At 47.5% G+C, this 14,825-nt stretch carries 10 protein-coding genes and 1 pseudogene; 4 read left to right on the forward strand and 7 right to left on the reverse strand.

All coding sequences use genetic code 11. The annotated features are described in order from the left end of the window. Positions 1 to 283 precede the first annotated feature (283 nt). The 4 genes from EDF88_RS00400 to EDF88_RS00415 all read right to left on the reverse strand — a co-directional run bounded on the left by EDF88_RS00400 (position 284) and on the right by EDF88_RS00415 (position 5,063). Positions 284 to 1,996, reverse strand: coding sequence for an alpha,alpha-trehalase (locus tag EDF88_RS00400; RefSeq protein WP_134182138.1), 1,713 nt, complete (start codon positions 1,994 to 1,996; stop codon positions 284 to 286). A 136-nt stretch (positions 1,997 to 2,132) separates the two neighbouring features. Next, complete coding sequence (locus EDF88_RS00405; RefSeq protein ID WP_134182140.1) at positions 2,133 to 3,518, reverse strand: protein kinase; 1,386 nt, start codon at positions 3,516 to 3,518, stop codon at positions 2,133 to 2,135. 40 nt (positions 3,519 to 3,558) lie between these two features. Continuing rightward, the gene (locus tag EDF88_RS00410) at positions 3,559 to 4,509 is read right to left on the reverse strand and encodes a hypothetical protein (protein WP_134182142.1); all 951 of its coding nucleotides are present in this window, start codon (positions 4,507 to 4,509) and stop codon (positions 3,559 to 3,561) included. Between the two features lie 59 nt (positions 4,510 to 4,568). Then, on the reverse strand, positions 4,569 to 5,063 hold the full coding sequence (locus EDF88_RS00415) for an SH3 domain-containing protein (RefSeq protein ID WP_134182144.1): 495 nt from the start codon (positions 5,061 to 5,063) through the stop codon (positions 4,569 to 4,571). A 288-nt stretch (positions 5,064 to 5,351) separates the two neighbouring features. On the opposite strand from EDF88_RS00415, the gene EDF88_RS00420 reads away from it, so the two are divergent. The 4 genes and pseudogenes from EDF88_RS00420 (at position 5,352) to tnaB (ending at position 11,228) form a co-directional block, all read left to right on the forward strand. Further along, complete coding sequence (locus tag EDF88_RS00420) at positions 5,352 to 7,223, forward strand: putative nucleotidyltransferase substrate binding domain-containing protein (protein ID WP_134182146.1); 1,872 nt, start codon at positions 5,352 to 5,354, stop codon at positions 7,221 to 7,223. 2 nt (positions 7,224 to 7,225) lie between these two features. Continuing rightward, entirely contained in the window at positions 7,226 to 7,939 is a 714-nt protein-coding gene (locus tag EDF88_RS00425; RefSeq protein ID WP_134182148.1) for an exonuclease domain-containing protein, read from the forward strand. Between the two features lie 523 nt (positions 7,940 to 8,462). Next, positions 8,463 to 9,878 carry a tryptophanase gene (tnaA, locus tag EDF88_RS00435; protein WP_134182150.1) on the forward strand — a complete coding sequence of 472 codons (1,416 nt, stop codon included), beginning with the start codon at positions 8,463 to 8,465 and terminating at the stop codon, positions 9,876 to 9,878. Between the two features lie 100 nt (positions 9,879 to 9,978). Then, positions 9,979 to 11,228, forward strand: a pseudogene (gene tnaB / locus EDF88_RS00440) (low affinity tryptophan permease TnaB). Positions 11,229 to 11,384: 156 nt separating this feature from the next. Here tnaB and EDF88_RS00445 read toward each other — a convergent pair. The 3 genes from EDF88_RS00445 to EDF88_RS00455 form a co-directional block, all read right to left on the reverse strand. After that, positions 11,385 to 12,314, reverse strand: coding sequence for a dihydrodipicolinate synthase family protein (locus EDF88_RS00445; protein WP_134182152.1), 930 nt, complete (start codon positions 12,312 to 12,314; stop codon positions 11,385 to 11,387). A 231-nt stretch (positions 12,315 to 12,545) separates the two neighbouring features. After that, the gene (gene zinT / locus EDF88_RS00450) at positions 12,546 to 13,193 is read right to left on the reverse strand and encodes a metal-binding protein ZinT (protein ID WP_064511817.1); all 648 of its coding nucleotides are present in this window, start codon (positions 13,191 to 13,193) and stop codon (positions 12,546 to 12,548) included. Between the two features lie 94 nt (positions 13,194 to 13,287). Further along, on the reverse strand, positions 13,288 to 14,760 hold the full coding sequence (locus EDF88_RS00455; RefSeq protein WP_134182154.1) for a PLP-dependent aminotransferase family protein: 1,473 nt from the start codon (positions 14,758 to 14,760) through the stop codon (positions 13,288 to 13,290). Between the last annotated feature and the right edge of the window lie 65 nt (positions 14,761 to 14,825).

Genomic DNA, 14,825 nt, shown 5'->3' on the forward strand with positions numbered 1-14,825 from the left:
TCTTTTTGTTATCACCTGAAGGGCCGATCTGTGTCGGAGAGGTTGGTATAAATTCAGGCGATCTTATAACGAATAGGAATGCGAATTATTATTGTTATTGTTTGTGTAAGCAAGTGCAAATATTGGCAGGTAGAGAATTAAAACCCATGAAAATATTGGTGTTTTTACAGAGGAGTACGACCCTTTCCATGGGAGAGGGTCTAAGGGGAATCGGTGGTGGGAGAATTTTTACTCCTTCTCCTTGAGAGAAGGAGAAGGAGGGAGTGAGGCCGTTGGAACGACGTTACTGGGTTGAGGCCGCAGTAGGTTTCGTAGTTTCAGTCACAGGCCCCGGTGTTGCTGAAGGCAATTTATCCGGTGTGGAATCGCAGGGCTTCTCTTTACCGCATAACAAATCGAGCATTTTCAGCGTCACGCCGTTGGTCCAGCCAAAACCATCCTGGAGAGGATATTCTCCGCCACCACCGCCCGTACCCGTGCTGGATACATCATACTTTTCAACCAGTTTCTGTTCGCGGTTGTAGGTATGCTGCACATTGGTGAGGAAGCGCCAGGTGACTTCCATGGCTAAATCTTTATGCCCATAGTTCTGCAGCCCTTCGGTGGCTACCCATTGCAAGGGAGCCCAGCCATTTGGGGCATCCCACTGCTGGCCCGTTTTCAGATTGGTTGTCGCAAGCCCACCGGCTTTCAGCAGTTGCGCACGGGTGATGGTTGCCATTTTGTCCGCGCGCTCTTTCGAGGCCGCATGCACATAAAGCGGGAACAGTGCGGCGGCGGTCAACTGAGAACGAACAGCATTATTTTTGAGATCGTAATCGGCATACCAGCCCTGTTTGCTATTCCACAAATGCGCTTCCATAGCTTTCTGGCGAGCATCTGCCAGTTGCTGGTATTGCGTTGCTGCACTGGTGTCTTTCGCTACAGTGCTGGCGTGCGCCAGCGTTTTTTCCATCTGGAATAACAGGGCGTTTAAATCCACCGGCACGATTGAGGTGGTGCGAATCGAACCAAGTTGTTCTGGGTTATCCATCCAGCGAGAGCTGAAATCCCAGCCCGAGTCGGCAGCGGCACGCAAATCACGATAGATTTCTGTTGCCGGGCGATTCGGGTTGTTCTTCGCGGTAGTCACATCATCCAGATAAGATTCTGTACGTGGCGTATCTCTGTCATCCCAATAGCGGTTCAGGACTGAACCATCTTTAAGTTTCACCACGCGCAGGTTTTCAGAACCCGCTTGCAGCGTATCGCTGCCCTGCATCCAGTAGGCGTACTCTTTTTTCAATTGCGGCAGGTAAGTGATGTAGGTTTCATCACCATTATGGCTGGCCAACAGTTTGACCATAAAGGCAAAGAACGGTGGTTGCGAACGGCTTAGATAATAACTGCGGTTGCCATTGGGAATATGCCCCCAGGCATCAATTTCATGGGCAAAGTTGTCCACCATATCCTGCACTTTGTCCCAGTGACCGCTTTCTGCAAGCCCAAGCATGGTGAAATAGCTGTCCCAATAATAAACTTCGCGGAAACGCCCACCGGGTACGACATACGGCTTAGGTAGCGGCAGCAACGAGTCCCATTTATCAACGCTATCTGTGGTGCGCGTTAGCACCGGCCACAGGCTATCGATATGTTCACGCAGCGTCTGTCCTTCAGGTGGAACATATTTTTCACCCTCGCGCGGCAAGGTGAAGTTCACATTCACAAAATGACGTAAATCGAAGCCAGATTGATTGCGCTGCATGCGGTAGTCCGCAAGGATCATTAACGGATCGTTATTAGGAACCGCATCTGCAAATGTCTTTTGGTCAGGGAATAATTTTGCAGTCTGGACATCGGTAAATAACGGGCCAAGGAGCACATCTGGTGGCTGGGGCTGCGGTTGTTGTTCGTCAGCCGCCGAAGCGGGCAAGGTAAAAGCGACGAACGCACAACCGATAGCTATTTGAATCGCAAGCAATAAACTACGAGGACGGCGCAAAGCAGGATTTATCATCTATTGTTCTCCTTTTCATGATCGCGTGAAGTTTTAGCGATCAACCCTATGAAAACCTTAGACGAATTTGCGGCCAGTACCAGGTGCCATGTCGCATATTAAAGGAAAGCAGATAATTTACCGGTGGCACTGGCTCTTACCCTTGCGGATTAATCAACCATGTTCCTGCTTTTTCTACAGACAACGTCATGTTTCGCGTCTGGTTATTATCACGCAGGGTAATCTGATATTTTCCGGCAGGCAGTTGCAGGAAACCATAACCATTGGCCCCCGGCGTGATTTTTTCTGTTTTGCCATTCACATCCAACTCTTCACCGTCATTCATGCGGACATAAACGCGCGCCAGCATACCGTCAGTGGCGGGTAGAGCAGTTTGAGTTGCCACCGCCTGGACTTTTTGTACCGCGGGTGTCTCAAGTTTCGCTGTCTCGGAAGTCGGTGTTGTCGAGAAATGGCCACCAAAAATAACCGCACCTATAGCCACGCCGACCAACACACTGGCCGCTATCTGTAGTGGCAATTTGTAGCGTTTGCGCAACGGAGACAACGGGGTAATCTCTGCATCTTCCAGAGCAACCAACATGGTCCCTGGTTGTTTTAGCGATGCGAGGCCATTGATACCGCTCATCGGAATCTCGGCAAGGGCTGCAAATTCAGCAATAGATTGCGGGCGGTCTTCAGGTTTTAGCGCCAGGGCGTGATCGACGGCCTGCAACAAACTCTGGGAATAGCCTTCAGGGCGATTCTTCGCGAGCTTAACGCAAGGGTCCTGAATCGTGCGGGTGACACTGGCTGGAGGGCAGGTGCCTGTTATCAAAGTATATAGAATGGCGCCGAGTGCATAGATATCAGTCCACGGCCCTAGTTGGTTTTCGAGATCGTCAGCGTACTGTTCCAGCGGGGCAAAACCAGGATTAAGCGGCGTTTTAATCTCGTCGCTGTTTTCTGAATTGGCGCGCAGTGGAGCACCTGCATTAAGTAGCAGCGGCGCTCCGTTGTCCTGAATTTGAATACTGCGCAGGGACAAATCACGATGAATAAATCCTTCGTCGTGCAATGTTGCCAGCGCCCCGCACAGCATCGGCAATATCCTGCGTAACCAGGCATCGTTGATGATTTCAGGATGTTGTTGATGAAGTTCGGCAAGCGTCATACCGCTGGAGTAACGTGTTGCTGCATAAGCGGTTTCGTTTTGCGTCCAGAAGCTTAAAACCTGAAGCAGGTTTGGGTGGTTGAATTGCGCAAGCTGACGAGCCGACTGCACAAAACGATTCATACCCGAGCTGAATGCCAGGCTATCTTGTTTATTGCGCAAAACCAGCTGCATATTGTCGCTACGTATGGTCAGCGCACGCGGCATAAACTCATTGATAGTTACCGGTCGTTCGAGTTGATGATCCCACGCTTTATAAACCACGCTGGTGTTGGTGGACTCAGTCACTTTCTGAATTTCAAACTCGTCGAAACGGAAACCAGGTGGCAGAGCGTCGGGAAGCTCTTGTTCGTAATCTTTATCAGTCATGATGGCCTTTCTCTGCACGAAATCGACGAATGTTCACAGGTTATTTCTGGGCGCGCCATGCGCCCACCGCCGGATCACGCAATTGCGGACGCAGGGAGTCAATCAACAGCAAGGTAATAGGCGTATCTGGCGCAAGCCATGCCGACCATACTTTGCGTACTTGGTTTAATCGCGCCTGAATTCCAGCCTCATCAACCGTCATTTCACGCGGAACTTCAACAGCCACGGTTCCGGTGGCTTGCCAGCCATTTAGCTCGGAGTTATAGGGCAAAATCATCCAGCTCTGCGGCGCGTGTTCATTACTGACGACCATGCGTTCATTGTTCAAGCTTGTGATAAGCAGGCTGTCAGAACCCGCATCGGCGCTCAGCCCACTGACCGGGAAACCATGCACGAAGGTCATTTCATTGCGTTTTTCACCGTGAATACCGCTTTGAATGATTTCACTACGTCCATTCAGCCAGCCGCCGTTTTCACATTTCCCGTTGGGGATAAACATTGCCGAAGCATTGGCGTCACCTTGCCAGAAGGTGCGCAGATGGCAGCCATCCTGCAACGTAAACTCTTGCCATGGCGTGCGGTCTGCTAAAGGCGAGCTCTCATTGGAAAGTGGCAGTGTGTTTGGTTCACCTGAAACTACCGGCGCAATAATGACTGCCCAATCACTGTTTTTGGTCGCAGTGCCGACGGCAAGCGTCTGGCCTTGCGGATCTTCCAGTTTCCAGCTCACCAGTTGAACAGAGCTACACTGGCTTTCCAGCAAGGTGCCAAGACGCGGCATAAAAACGTTGAGCACAGACGGATTTTTATCGCCATTGGCTACGATTCGTAAGGGGAGTTCAGTAGCACACCAGCTCTGTGGCGTGTTGTTTTGCACATCATCTATCCAGACATCCAGCTTTTGCGAAGGAGACTGAACGATACGATAGTTCCCAGCCCATACGGTTGTAGATGCCAGCAACAGCGCCAGACCCGAAAGCCAGAGTTTCATAGAAATCCTTGTTAGCCGAGCAATATTAAATAAAAGGCCGTGACACAAAATGCCTTTGATTAATCAATAATCCAGGTGCCGCTGTTAGCGTTCTGACAGGCTTTGCTAGCGTCATCGACGGCAACACAAGTCGTTTTCTTAGAAGCCTTACGCGGACGTGGGCGATCTTTTTTTAGCGCCTGGGCATACAATTCACTTTTGACCAGAGCGCGTGCAGGAACATAGCCCAACATTTCTTGTTTATCTTGCTCTGCAATCGCGAGCCATTTGTTCTCGACCTCGCCAAGCACGGTATAACTTTGTCCGTTTTCAAGGGTACTTATCACTTTCCCACCAAAATCCGGCTTGCTCAAAATAGAGCCCGGATAGAGTGCCCGATAACTGGCGTTAACTGGGGTAAACTCTTGTGGCGCGGCTACAGCGTAACGGTGTGTGAGGGTGACGCCATTGATTTCACTAGTCACGATAGTATCGTCCGTCATTTTTGGCGGCGGTGCTTTACAACCCACTACAGTGGCAACAACAGCAAGGATCAACAGGCTTCGCAATTTCATCGTAACTTTCCCTGAAAATATGATTCAAACCTGGTCGCCGGGAGGAGGTAAAAATGGCGAAGAAGAAATCCAGGAATCTGAAGAATTATTCACACTGCTTATACATAGTAACTTCAATTTTACATCGCTTGATTCACAATTCAATGCTGATGTAACTGATTGACATCATTAAGTGTTAAGTGGGTCAAGAACAGGGTCTGCAATGATAATTCACAAGCTGAATGTTATATGCTTAAAGCTAACCAGTAGCATATATTATAAAACATGATTTCAATTTTAGGACTGAGTATGACGATGGAACCGTTATTGCCTAATATCTGCGATTTTATTGCACATGTTTCGCCACTTAACACGCTCCCGGTGGAGGCGCAAAATGAAATCGCGCGCTCCATCAGCATTAGCTATCTGGCGGTTGGCGAGACGCTGCCTTTCGATATTGCGGCTGTTGAGCGCTATCTCTACATCGTACGTACCGGTTCGCTTGAGCAACGCTGGAGCGATGGGGTGCTACGTGCCCGTCTGGGGCCAGAAGACTTGTTTGGTTTCACCTTCCTTGAAGGGATTCCGGGTAACCCTGAAGATTGTTACAACGTCACTGCTATCGAAAACACGCTGCTCTATCAAATCCCACACAGCGTGTTGAAATCGATGCTGCAAAAATATCCCCAATACGCGACACACTTTTCGATTAACGCTCATGAACGCCTGAATTGCGCGATGGACGTCGTATGGAGCGATGAAGACAAAGGTATGTTTGTGCGTAAGGTTGCGGATCTAGCGAGCAACACGATTTCCGTCGTTGATGCTAGAACGTCCATACAAGAAACGGCCAGGCAGATGCGCTGGGTCGATCGCTGCTCAACGGCAGTGATAATGGATGATGATAAAATCATTGGCATCATCAGTGACCGGGACATGACGCGACGCGTAGTGGCGGAAGGTTTTGATATTTCACGCCCGGTTAGGGATGTGATGACCGCTGCACCGATAACTGTTTCATCTGGTGATCTGGTGATGCATGCGGTGGCGCTGATGATGCGCCACGGTGTCAGTAGCTTGCCGGTAGTTGATTGTGAAAAACCAGTTGGCCTACTGACGGCTTCGCATTTGGTGCAGCATCATCGCGTGCAGGCCATTTTCCTGATCGAGCGTATTAACCACTGCCAATCTGTCGATGAACTAGCCGTTCTTAAAGTTGAACGCCAGGCAATATTCGAAGCGTTGGTGGAGGGGAATTTGCGCAGTGGCGTGGTTGAAATGGTGATGTCGATGCTGATGGATGCCTTCACCCGCAGGTTAATTGAACTTGCCCTGAGCGAGTTTGGCGAGCCACCTTGTGAATTCTCATGGATAGTTGCAGGCTCGCACTCCCGAAATGAAGTTCATGTTCATTCCGACCAGGATAGCGCGATTATTTTGCCCGACAATGCAGGTATTGAAGAGCAAATGTGGTTTTTACGCTTTGCCCGATTTGTTTGCCTGGGGCTTGATGAGTGTGGCTATCCATTATGCACAGGCCATTTTATGGCTTCTGAGAGCCGTTGGTGCCAGCCGCTGTCGGTATGGCAAGCCTGTATTCGCAAATGGGTCACTAACCCGGAATATACGCAGCTATTGAATGCCACAGTATTTCTGGAAACGCGCGCATTTTACGGCAACACCTGGCTGCATGATGCATTCCAGCAATCCTTGCTGAACGATATTGCGGCTCATCCTGGCTTCTTACGTTCACTCACCCGTGATTCGGCCAATACTTCGCCGCCACTTGGTATCTTTAACAATCTGGTGCTGGAAAAAAGTGGCAACGACAGTAAGACACTTAACATCAAACGCTTTGCACTAACGCTTATCATCGACTTGTCGCGGATATACGCGCTGGCAGCAGGGAGCAGTGAAACCAACACCGAAGCGCGTTTCCGTGCCGCACGAGATAAAGGATTAATGTCACCCGGTGGGTGTACTGACATCATTGATGCTTTTCATTTTTTAACCCGGCTGCGTTTTAACCACCAGTTGTCGCAGCTGCGTAAAGGTATTACCCCCGATAACCAGATTGATCCGCGTGAGTTTGGCAGCTTTGAGCGAAAGCATCTGAAAGATGCCTTTCGAATTATTGCCCGCCAACAAGAGCTGGCCCGTATGCTGTTTGTGAAGGGGTAATAATGAGTTTTCTATCGCGTATTTTTCCGCCTTCACGAGAAAATCGTTTGCAGACCGAGCGCGAGCAGTGGCTGCGTGTGCCAGGCCTGAGTCATGCATTGAAACGCCTATTAGAAACCCCATTGCCGGATTTCAACGCGACCGTAACTGATGTTCCCTGGTTGGTGTTTGATTTTGAAACCAGCGGGCTTGACGCCACTACGGATTGTATTTTGTCGATTGGCAGTGTGGTTGCCGAAAAAGGGCAAATCGTGCTTGCGAGCGCGCAGCACCACTATATTTCCACCGGCAATCCAGTGAATGCGCGTAGCGCGATTATCAATCACATCACCCCGGAAATGCTGCGCGAGGGCATTGCCCAGGATGAAGCAATGGAGGCTTTGTTCGCGAGCCTTACGGGGCGAGTGGCAGTGGTTCATGGCCGAATGGTTGAGCGGGCATTTATTAACGCCTGGCTATTTACGCGTTACGGGCGGGAAGGGCTGCCCTTATTGTGGATTGATACGCTGGAGCTTGAACGACGTCATCAGCAAGCGGCAAGACGCATGCAGAATGACTTGCGGCTATCGAGTATTCGCCGTGATTACCATCTTCCTGACTATCCGGCACATCATGCATTGTGCGACGCGGTGGCGACAGCAGAAGTACTACTGGCCCAGATCCGTGCGCGCTCGCATAGCCATGATTTACCGTTGAAAGCGTTTTTGTGCGATTGAAGTAAAATCTGGGCTGAGGCTTGAATTAATTGCTGAGACTGCGGTGCAGTTATAATTTAAACCTCAATAAGTTTAATTTATGGTGATTTAACTCACAGATAAGCTCATTACTATTAGACAAATATATCCATTGCAATAATGTATTATTATGTTTAACGAGAGTTGATTTATTATGATTATCGTAATTAATTCATATGCAATCTCTAAGTGGTTCAACATTGACACCATTATCGTCAACCATCGCCCCTAGTACCCCTCCTGATTAATGCGATATAAACAAGCGCAGATACTGCGTCATCTGTTTTGTTTCGCATGCCCCAAATGATTATGTCCTGTTGGCGAAATACTCACGCCTGATTTCCTATTTGCCTTTATCTGGCAAAGTTTAGGGTTATGGCGGTAATTCTGCCTATGTTTGTGCGGCATAATACCATTAAGGGATACATACAGCTTATGACAGCCATTCATAATAGGTGAATGACTGCGGGTCCTGCTATATATAAATATGATTAAGGATTTTACAATGAATAACTTCAAACATTTGCCAGAGCCATTCCGTATTCGTGTCATCGAGCCTGTTAAACGCACTACCCGTGAACACCGTGAAAATGCCATTATAAAATCAGGTATGAATCCATTTTTGCTCGACAGTGAAGATGTTTTTATTGATTTACTGACAGACAGTGGTACGGGTGCTATTACCCAGAATATGCAGGCTGCAATGATGCGTGGCGATGAAGCCTACAGTGGAAGCAGAAGTTATTATGCCTTAGCCGATGCGGTTAAAAATATTTTTGGCTACCAGCACACTATTCCTACTCACCAGGGGCGTGGTGCAGAGCAAATTTATATTCCTGTATTAATCAAAAAGCGCGAGCAGGAAAAAGGGCTGGGCAGAAGCAAAATGGTTGCGTTCTCAAACTATTTCTTCGACACCACCCAAGGGCACAGTCAAATAAACGGTTGTACCGTGCGTAATGTTTATATCAAAGAGGCATTTGATACCTCCGCTCGCTATGACTTTAAAGGTGATTTTGATCTCGAAGGGTTAGAAAAAGGAATTGATGAAGTCGGGGCCAGTAATGTTCCTTATATTGTTGCTACAATCACCTGTAATTCTGCTGGTGGGCAACCTGTTTCAATGGCAAACCTGAAGGCGATGTATCAGCTTGCTAAAAAATATGACATTCCGGTAGTCATGGACTCAGCACGTTTTGCTGAAAATGCCTATTTTATTCAGCAAAGAGAAGCTGGCTATAAGGACTGGAGCATAGAGGAAATTACCCGGGAAACATATAAATATGCCGATATGTTAGCCATGTCTGCGAAGAAAGACGCCATGGTTCCAATGGGTGGATTACTCTGTATCAAAGACGATAATTATTTTGATGTTTATACCGAGTGCAGAACGCTTTGTGTTGTCCAGGAAGGCTTCCCAACGTATGGCGGTTTAGAAGGCGGCGCAATGGAGCGCCTTGCAGTAGGGCTCCGTGATGGCATGAATCAAGACTGGCTGGCTTATCGCATCGCGCAGATTCAATATTTGGTAGACGGCCTTGAAGCTATCGGTGTTACCTGCCAGCAGGCGGGTGGCCATGCTGCATTTGTTGATGCGGGTAAATTACTGCCGCATATCCCTGCAGAACAGTTCCCGGCTCAGGCACTTGCCTGTGAGCTATACAAGGTTGCAGGTATTCGTGCAGTTGAAATCGGTTCATTCTTACTGGGCAGAGACCCTAAAACAGGCGAGCAATTACCATGTCCGGCAGAACTGCTCCGTTTAACCATTCCGCGGGCAACCTATACCCAATCACATATGGACTTCATAATTGAAGCCTTCAGTCATGTAAAAGAAAATGCAGTTAATATTAAGGGATTAACTTTTACATACGAACCAAAAGTATTACGCCACTTTACCGCTAAGCTCAAAGAAATTTAATTAATTACAATCTACCTGGGATGGTCACATTTCCCGTGGCCATTCTTTTTCTGCTTGAAGGTATATAGATAAAGAAAAATAACATTAAATAGGAGGCCATATGGAAGATAACTCCAGTACCAAGCATTCATCTTTTTGGGGAATTATGGTTATTGCAGGAACCGTAATTGGTGGGGGAATGTTTGCTTTGCCGGTTGATCTTGCCGGAGCCTGGTTTTTTGGGGCGCATTTATATTAATAATATCTTGGTTTTCAATGCTGCATTCCGGTTTGTTGCTATTAGAGGCTAACTTAAACTATCCCGTAGGCTCTAGTTTTAACACGATCACAAAAGATCTAATTGGTAATAAATGGAATATTGTAAGTGGAATCACTGTTGCCTTTGTTTTGTATATATTAACGTATGCTTATATTTCGGCAAATGGTGCGATTATTAGTGAAACCATTAGAATGAATTCTGGGGTTAACATGAACCCGAGGGTTATAGGGATTTCTACAGCTGTTTTTGTTGCTTGTGTCTTATGGTTTAGTTCGCTTGCGGCCAGCAGGATTACCTCTCTATTTCTCGGCATAAAAATAATTGCTTTTGTTATTGTCTTTGGTTCACTTTTCTTTCAGGTGGATTATTCGATATTAAGTGGCACAGGTGAGGGTGGTGAGGTTATGCAATCATACTTCCCTTATATTTTTATGGCGCTACCTGTATGTCTGGCCTCCTTCGGTTTTCACGGCAATATTCCTAGCCTTATCATCTGTTACGGAAAGAAAAAAGATAAATTAATAAAAAGTATTGTCTTTGGTTCTTTACTTGCTCTGATTGTCTATCTGTTTTGGTTGTACTGTACGATGGGTAACATCTCACGTGATAATTTCAAAGGGATTATTGCCTCAGGTGGGAATGTTGACTCTTTGGTAGGTTCATTCCTCGGAACAAACCAAAGCGGTATGATTGAGTTTTGTTTACTTCTTTTTTCTAACCTGGCTGTAGCAAGCTCCTTTTTTGGCGTCACGTTAGGGTTGTTCGATTTTCTGGCTGACTTATTTAAATTTGATAACTCACATATCGGTCGGCTTAAAACAACATTACTCACTTTTCTACCCCCGGCACTATTATATCTGATTTTCCCTAATGGTTTTATTTATGGCATAGGCGGTGCCGGACTCTGTGCAACAATCTGGGCGGTCATCATTCCTGCCATTCTTGCATTAAAATCAAGGAAAAAGTTTCCTGAGCAGATCTTTACAGTTTGGGGTGGCCGAGTCATTCCCGCTGTGGTTATTGTCTTTGGGGTGGTTGTGATTTTTTGTTGGTTTGGAAATATGTTTAATATCTTACCCAAACTTGGATAATAAAAACTATGCCGGATAGAAGTCACTGTCTCCCAGACTCGACTCGTCCGGCATCTCTACCTGTAGTGATGTGATTGCCTGTCGTGCACTTGAAGTTTTGGGTTGATTAAGGTGTCCAGCTTGCGGTCAGCCCACTGCTGACCGCGGTTATAAGCGTTACTTCAGCGCTTCTCCCTGAGTGTTAATGACTCCCGCCCGATTAAGAATATTTTCTATTTCAACCTTCATATCTTCAGTTAACGGCGTGGCAGGTGGCAACGAATACACCGGGATATTCAGGCCTACCAGGCGCAGGGCATATTTCACCGCGTTGTAAAACGGCAAGTCCATACTATAAAGCGGTGGTATCCAGGACAGCGATTGTTGCAATTCAATGGCCCGGGAAAGATCTTGTTTGCGCCATGCATCAAGGATCCCACAGGTCAGTTGCGGGGCGAAGTTCGCGCTGGCAGGGATGCAGCCATCACCACCAAGGATCAATGTTCCCAGCAGGTATTCATCGTAACCGGCGAATATCGCAAAGTCGGGTCTGTCCGCTTTCACTGCGTGGATGGTTTCACGAATATGGGACAAGGTATCAACGGTATCTTTTAGCCCGACAATATTTGGGCAGCTTAGCGCCAGCTCGCGAATAACATGCACCGGGATAGCCTGGCCTGTCAGGGCGGGGAAGTTATACAGAAGAATTGGCAACTCAAGCGCGCTGGCGATGGTTTTGTAATGACTCAGCAGATTTGCATCACTTAATGGGTTGTACCACGGGTTGACCACTACCACGCCACTGGCACCCAGTTTTTGGGCATGAAGCCCGGCATCAATAGTCTGTTGCGTGCCACAGTGGGCAATCCCTATCAAAACGGGTTTTCTACCTGCAACCTTCTTTATACAAAACTCTGCAACCTGTGCCCGCTGTGCTTCAGACATATGGGCAAATTCCCCGGCGCTGCCGAGAAAGAACAGGCCATTAACAGGCGATGAGACCAGGTGTTCAATTAACATTGCCTGTGCGACACCATCAAATTCACCATGCGCATCAAACAATGTGGGAACCGGGGGGATAACACCACTAAAACGAGGTTGCTTCATTAGCTACTCCTGCAGGTTTTTGAGTTTATTGTCCGTGAAAAGCTCATTGCTTGAATCTGTGAATGGCATTAATTGTAGCGGAACGAGAGATTGTGAAAGCCGATTATGTCGCATTACTGAACTGTTGTTTTAATTACGTACATTAATCGTTCGGGGAAAGGGTTTGCGACCATCTGGAGATGATGGCCGCAGGTAAATCAATATGCGAGGTGGTGTGAAATTGATAAACAATCAGTGCTCAAGCATCTCATGGACAACCTGTTCTTTGGACAAGTTGTATTGGTAAAACGTCGGCCAGTTATCCATCTCATTAAGTAAGGATTGTTGTGAATCATTACCCATGAATATATGGAAATGTTCGGATTTACGCGGGGAGATAATATGGTCGCTAAATTGCACGTATTTAGGTGCTTTTGATTGGCTGTCTTTGCATTCAAACAGATAGCGCACACCTTTTTTCCCTGAAGTGTAAGTCAGGATTTTATGACCTGCGTAAGTGTACTGGCAGGAGTTTACCGTGTCACCGCGATGGAATTCGATGACGTTATTCTCGATGCCAATCATATCAATATCAGTGGCATAGCCTTTCTTGTAATACTCTTTATATTGCGCCGCAGTTTTGCTGCTGTCGTTGCGCGCTTTTTTCTCCATCACCACATCTAAGTCGCCGTTTAACAGATAAGGATTGACTGACTGCCACACCCCATCCCAATCGCTTAATGCGCGGTCCTTCACCTGTTTATTTTCAAATACGCCTTCGCTGGCTTTGCGCTCTGCTTCAGATAGGGGGGTGCCATGCGTATGGCTGTGTGCAAATGCATTTGCGCTACTCAGTAACATGCCCATGCTAAGAACCATGGTGGTAATCCGTGCGGTCATCAGTCTCTCCGTTGGTGTTTCAGATAATGAAAGAATGTTATAACATAACAATATCGAGATTCAATATCTTTGCACATAAAACCGGAGTGGCAGGTCAGTACTTTTGCTTAATGATATTTGCCAGACGTACAAATGACGGGAGCATATCGCTATCTTTGATGCTGGCAAACCCAACTAATAACCCTTTGGATTTCTGTTGATTAAAGTAATAGCGGGACAATGGCCTGACTAAAATGCCTTCTGCATTCGCCTGTTTTGCAATCTGCATATCATCTGCGTCGGGCGGAAGTTGAATAATCAGATGCAGCCCGGCATTGCTGTTGAAATAGCCCAGATATTCTTCACCCAAATGCTGCTTAATTAACTCAACCAGTTGGTTGCGGCGTTTGCTATATAACTGACGCATTTTGCGAATGTGCGCGGCGTAATATCCTTCTTTGATGAATTCAGCCAGGGCTGCCTGTATGACCTGATGGCCACTACGGTATAGCTCGTTATGTACCTTTTTCAACGGGGCGGCTAAGGGTTTGGGTAACACCACGTAACCCAGTCGTAGCGCGGGATATAGAGTTTTACTGAAGGTGCCGATATAAATAACCGGGCTATCTTCTTCGAGCCCCTGAAGCGAAGGAATGGGCTGGCCTGAGAAACGAAACTCGCTGTCATAATCGTCTTCTACAATCCAACTGTGGAACTCCCGCGCCTGGGAAAGTAATAACTGGCGACGCGGTAAACTCATTACTGAACCCAGTGGGTATTGATGCGAAGGGGTGACGAAAATCAATTTCGGCTTTTCAGCCGGCGATGCTTGCGGAACCAGGCCCTGGTCATCGACCTCAAGTGCTGAAATACTCACGGCGTTCATGCGTAAGATATTTTTAATTCCCCAATAACCGGGTTCTTCAATCCAGGCATGATCACCTGGGTTACACAACGTACGAGTGACTAAATCCAGCGCCTGATGAATACCTTCGGTTATCAATATTTGATCGGTTGAGCATTTCACACCGCGCGCGGTACGCAGATAATCTGATAGCGCAGCCTTTAAATCCTCCAGCCCACCAACCGCATCGTAAGTCAGGTATTCGGGGTTTAAGCGCCTGGAAATACGGTCATAAATCTTCTTAAAAGTCCGATGCGGGAAGCTGTTTACATCGGGCACGCCAGGAATAAAGTCCCCCCATTGTGCAGGGCTGGCACTGGCGTTCTCAAGCAGTTCAAGGCCGCGTAGCGACAGGCTCGAGCGGTCTTCAGGTTGGGAGGTTTGGATTGTTCTCGCAACTTGTGTGTTGAGGTTATCCAGCACACTTTCGGTGACAAAAGTGCCGCTGCTGGTGCGCGTCGAGATATAGCCTTCAGCCTGCAACTGCTCGTAGACCCGCAAAACCGTATTACGCGACAGCACCAATTCGCTGGCCAAATCGCGCGAAGGCGGCATCCGCGTGGCCGGACGAAGACTCCCCTCAAGAATGCAATTACATATCGCAACATAAAGTTTCTTATGAAGTTTCTCGGCAGGTGTCTGGCTAAATGCCTGCTTAATCACATCTACGGCAAGTGAACGCATTTGGATCCTAATAATAAAACGATTTGGCACTCGATTCAGGTACCAGATACTGTCTAAATGGATCT

This window comes from Buttiauxella sp. BIGb0552, assembly GCF_004366275.1.
GTDB classification, from domain to species: domain Bacteria; phylum Pseudomonadota; class Gammaproteobacteria; order Enterobacterales; family Enterobacteriaceae; genus Buttiauxella; species Buttiauxella gaviniae.

Bases quoted from the DNA above. Each gene is read 5' to 3' on its own strand.
- EDF88_RS00400 (WP_134182138.1), bottom strand. From the start codon at position 1,996: ATGATAAATCCTGCTTTGCGCCGTCCTCGTAGTTTATTGCTTGCGATT.
- EDF88_RS00405 (WP_134182140.1), bottom strand. From the start codon at position 3,518: ATGACTGATAAAGATTACGAACAAGAGCTTCCCGACGCTCTGCCACCT.
- EDF88_RS00410 (WP_134182142.1), bottom strand. From the start codon at position 4,509: ATGAAACTCTGGCTTTCGGGTCTGGCGCTGTTGCTGGCATCTACAACC.
- EDF88_RS00415 (WP_134182144.1), bottom strand. From the start codon at position 5,063: ATGAAATTGCGAAGCCTGTTGATCCTTGCTGTTGTTGCCACTGTAGTG.
- EDF88_RS00420 (WP_134182146.1), top strand. From the start codon at position 5,352: ATGACGATGGAACCGTTATTGCCTAATATCTGCGATTTTATTGCACAT.
- EDF88_RS00425 (WP_134182148.1), top strand. From the start codon at position 7,226: ATGAGTTTTCTATCGCGTATTTTTCCGCCTTCACGAGAAAATCGTTTG.
- tnaA (WP_134182150.1), top strand. From the start codon at position 8,463: ATGAATAACTTCAAACATTTGCCAGAGCCATTCCGTATTCGTGTCATC.
- EDF88_RS00445 (WP_134182152.1), bottom strand. From the start codon at position 12,314: ATGAAGCAACCTCGTTTTAGTGGTGTTATCCCCCCGGTTCCCACATTG.
- zinT (WP_064511817.1), bottom strand. From the start codon at position 13,193: ATGACCGCACGGATTACCACCATGGTTCTTAGCATGGGCATGTTACTG.
- EDF88_RS00455 (WP_134182154.1), bottom strand. From the start codon at position 14,760: ATGCGTTCACTTGCCGTAGATGTGATTAAGCAGGCATTTAGCCAGACA.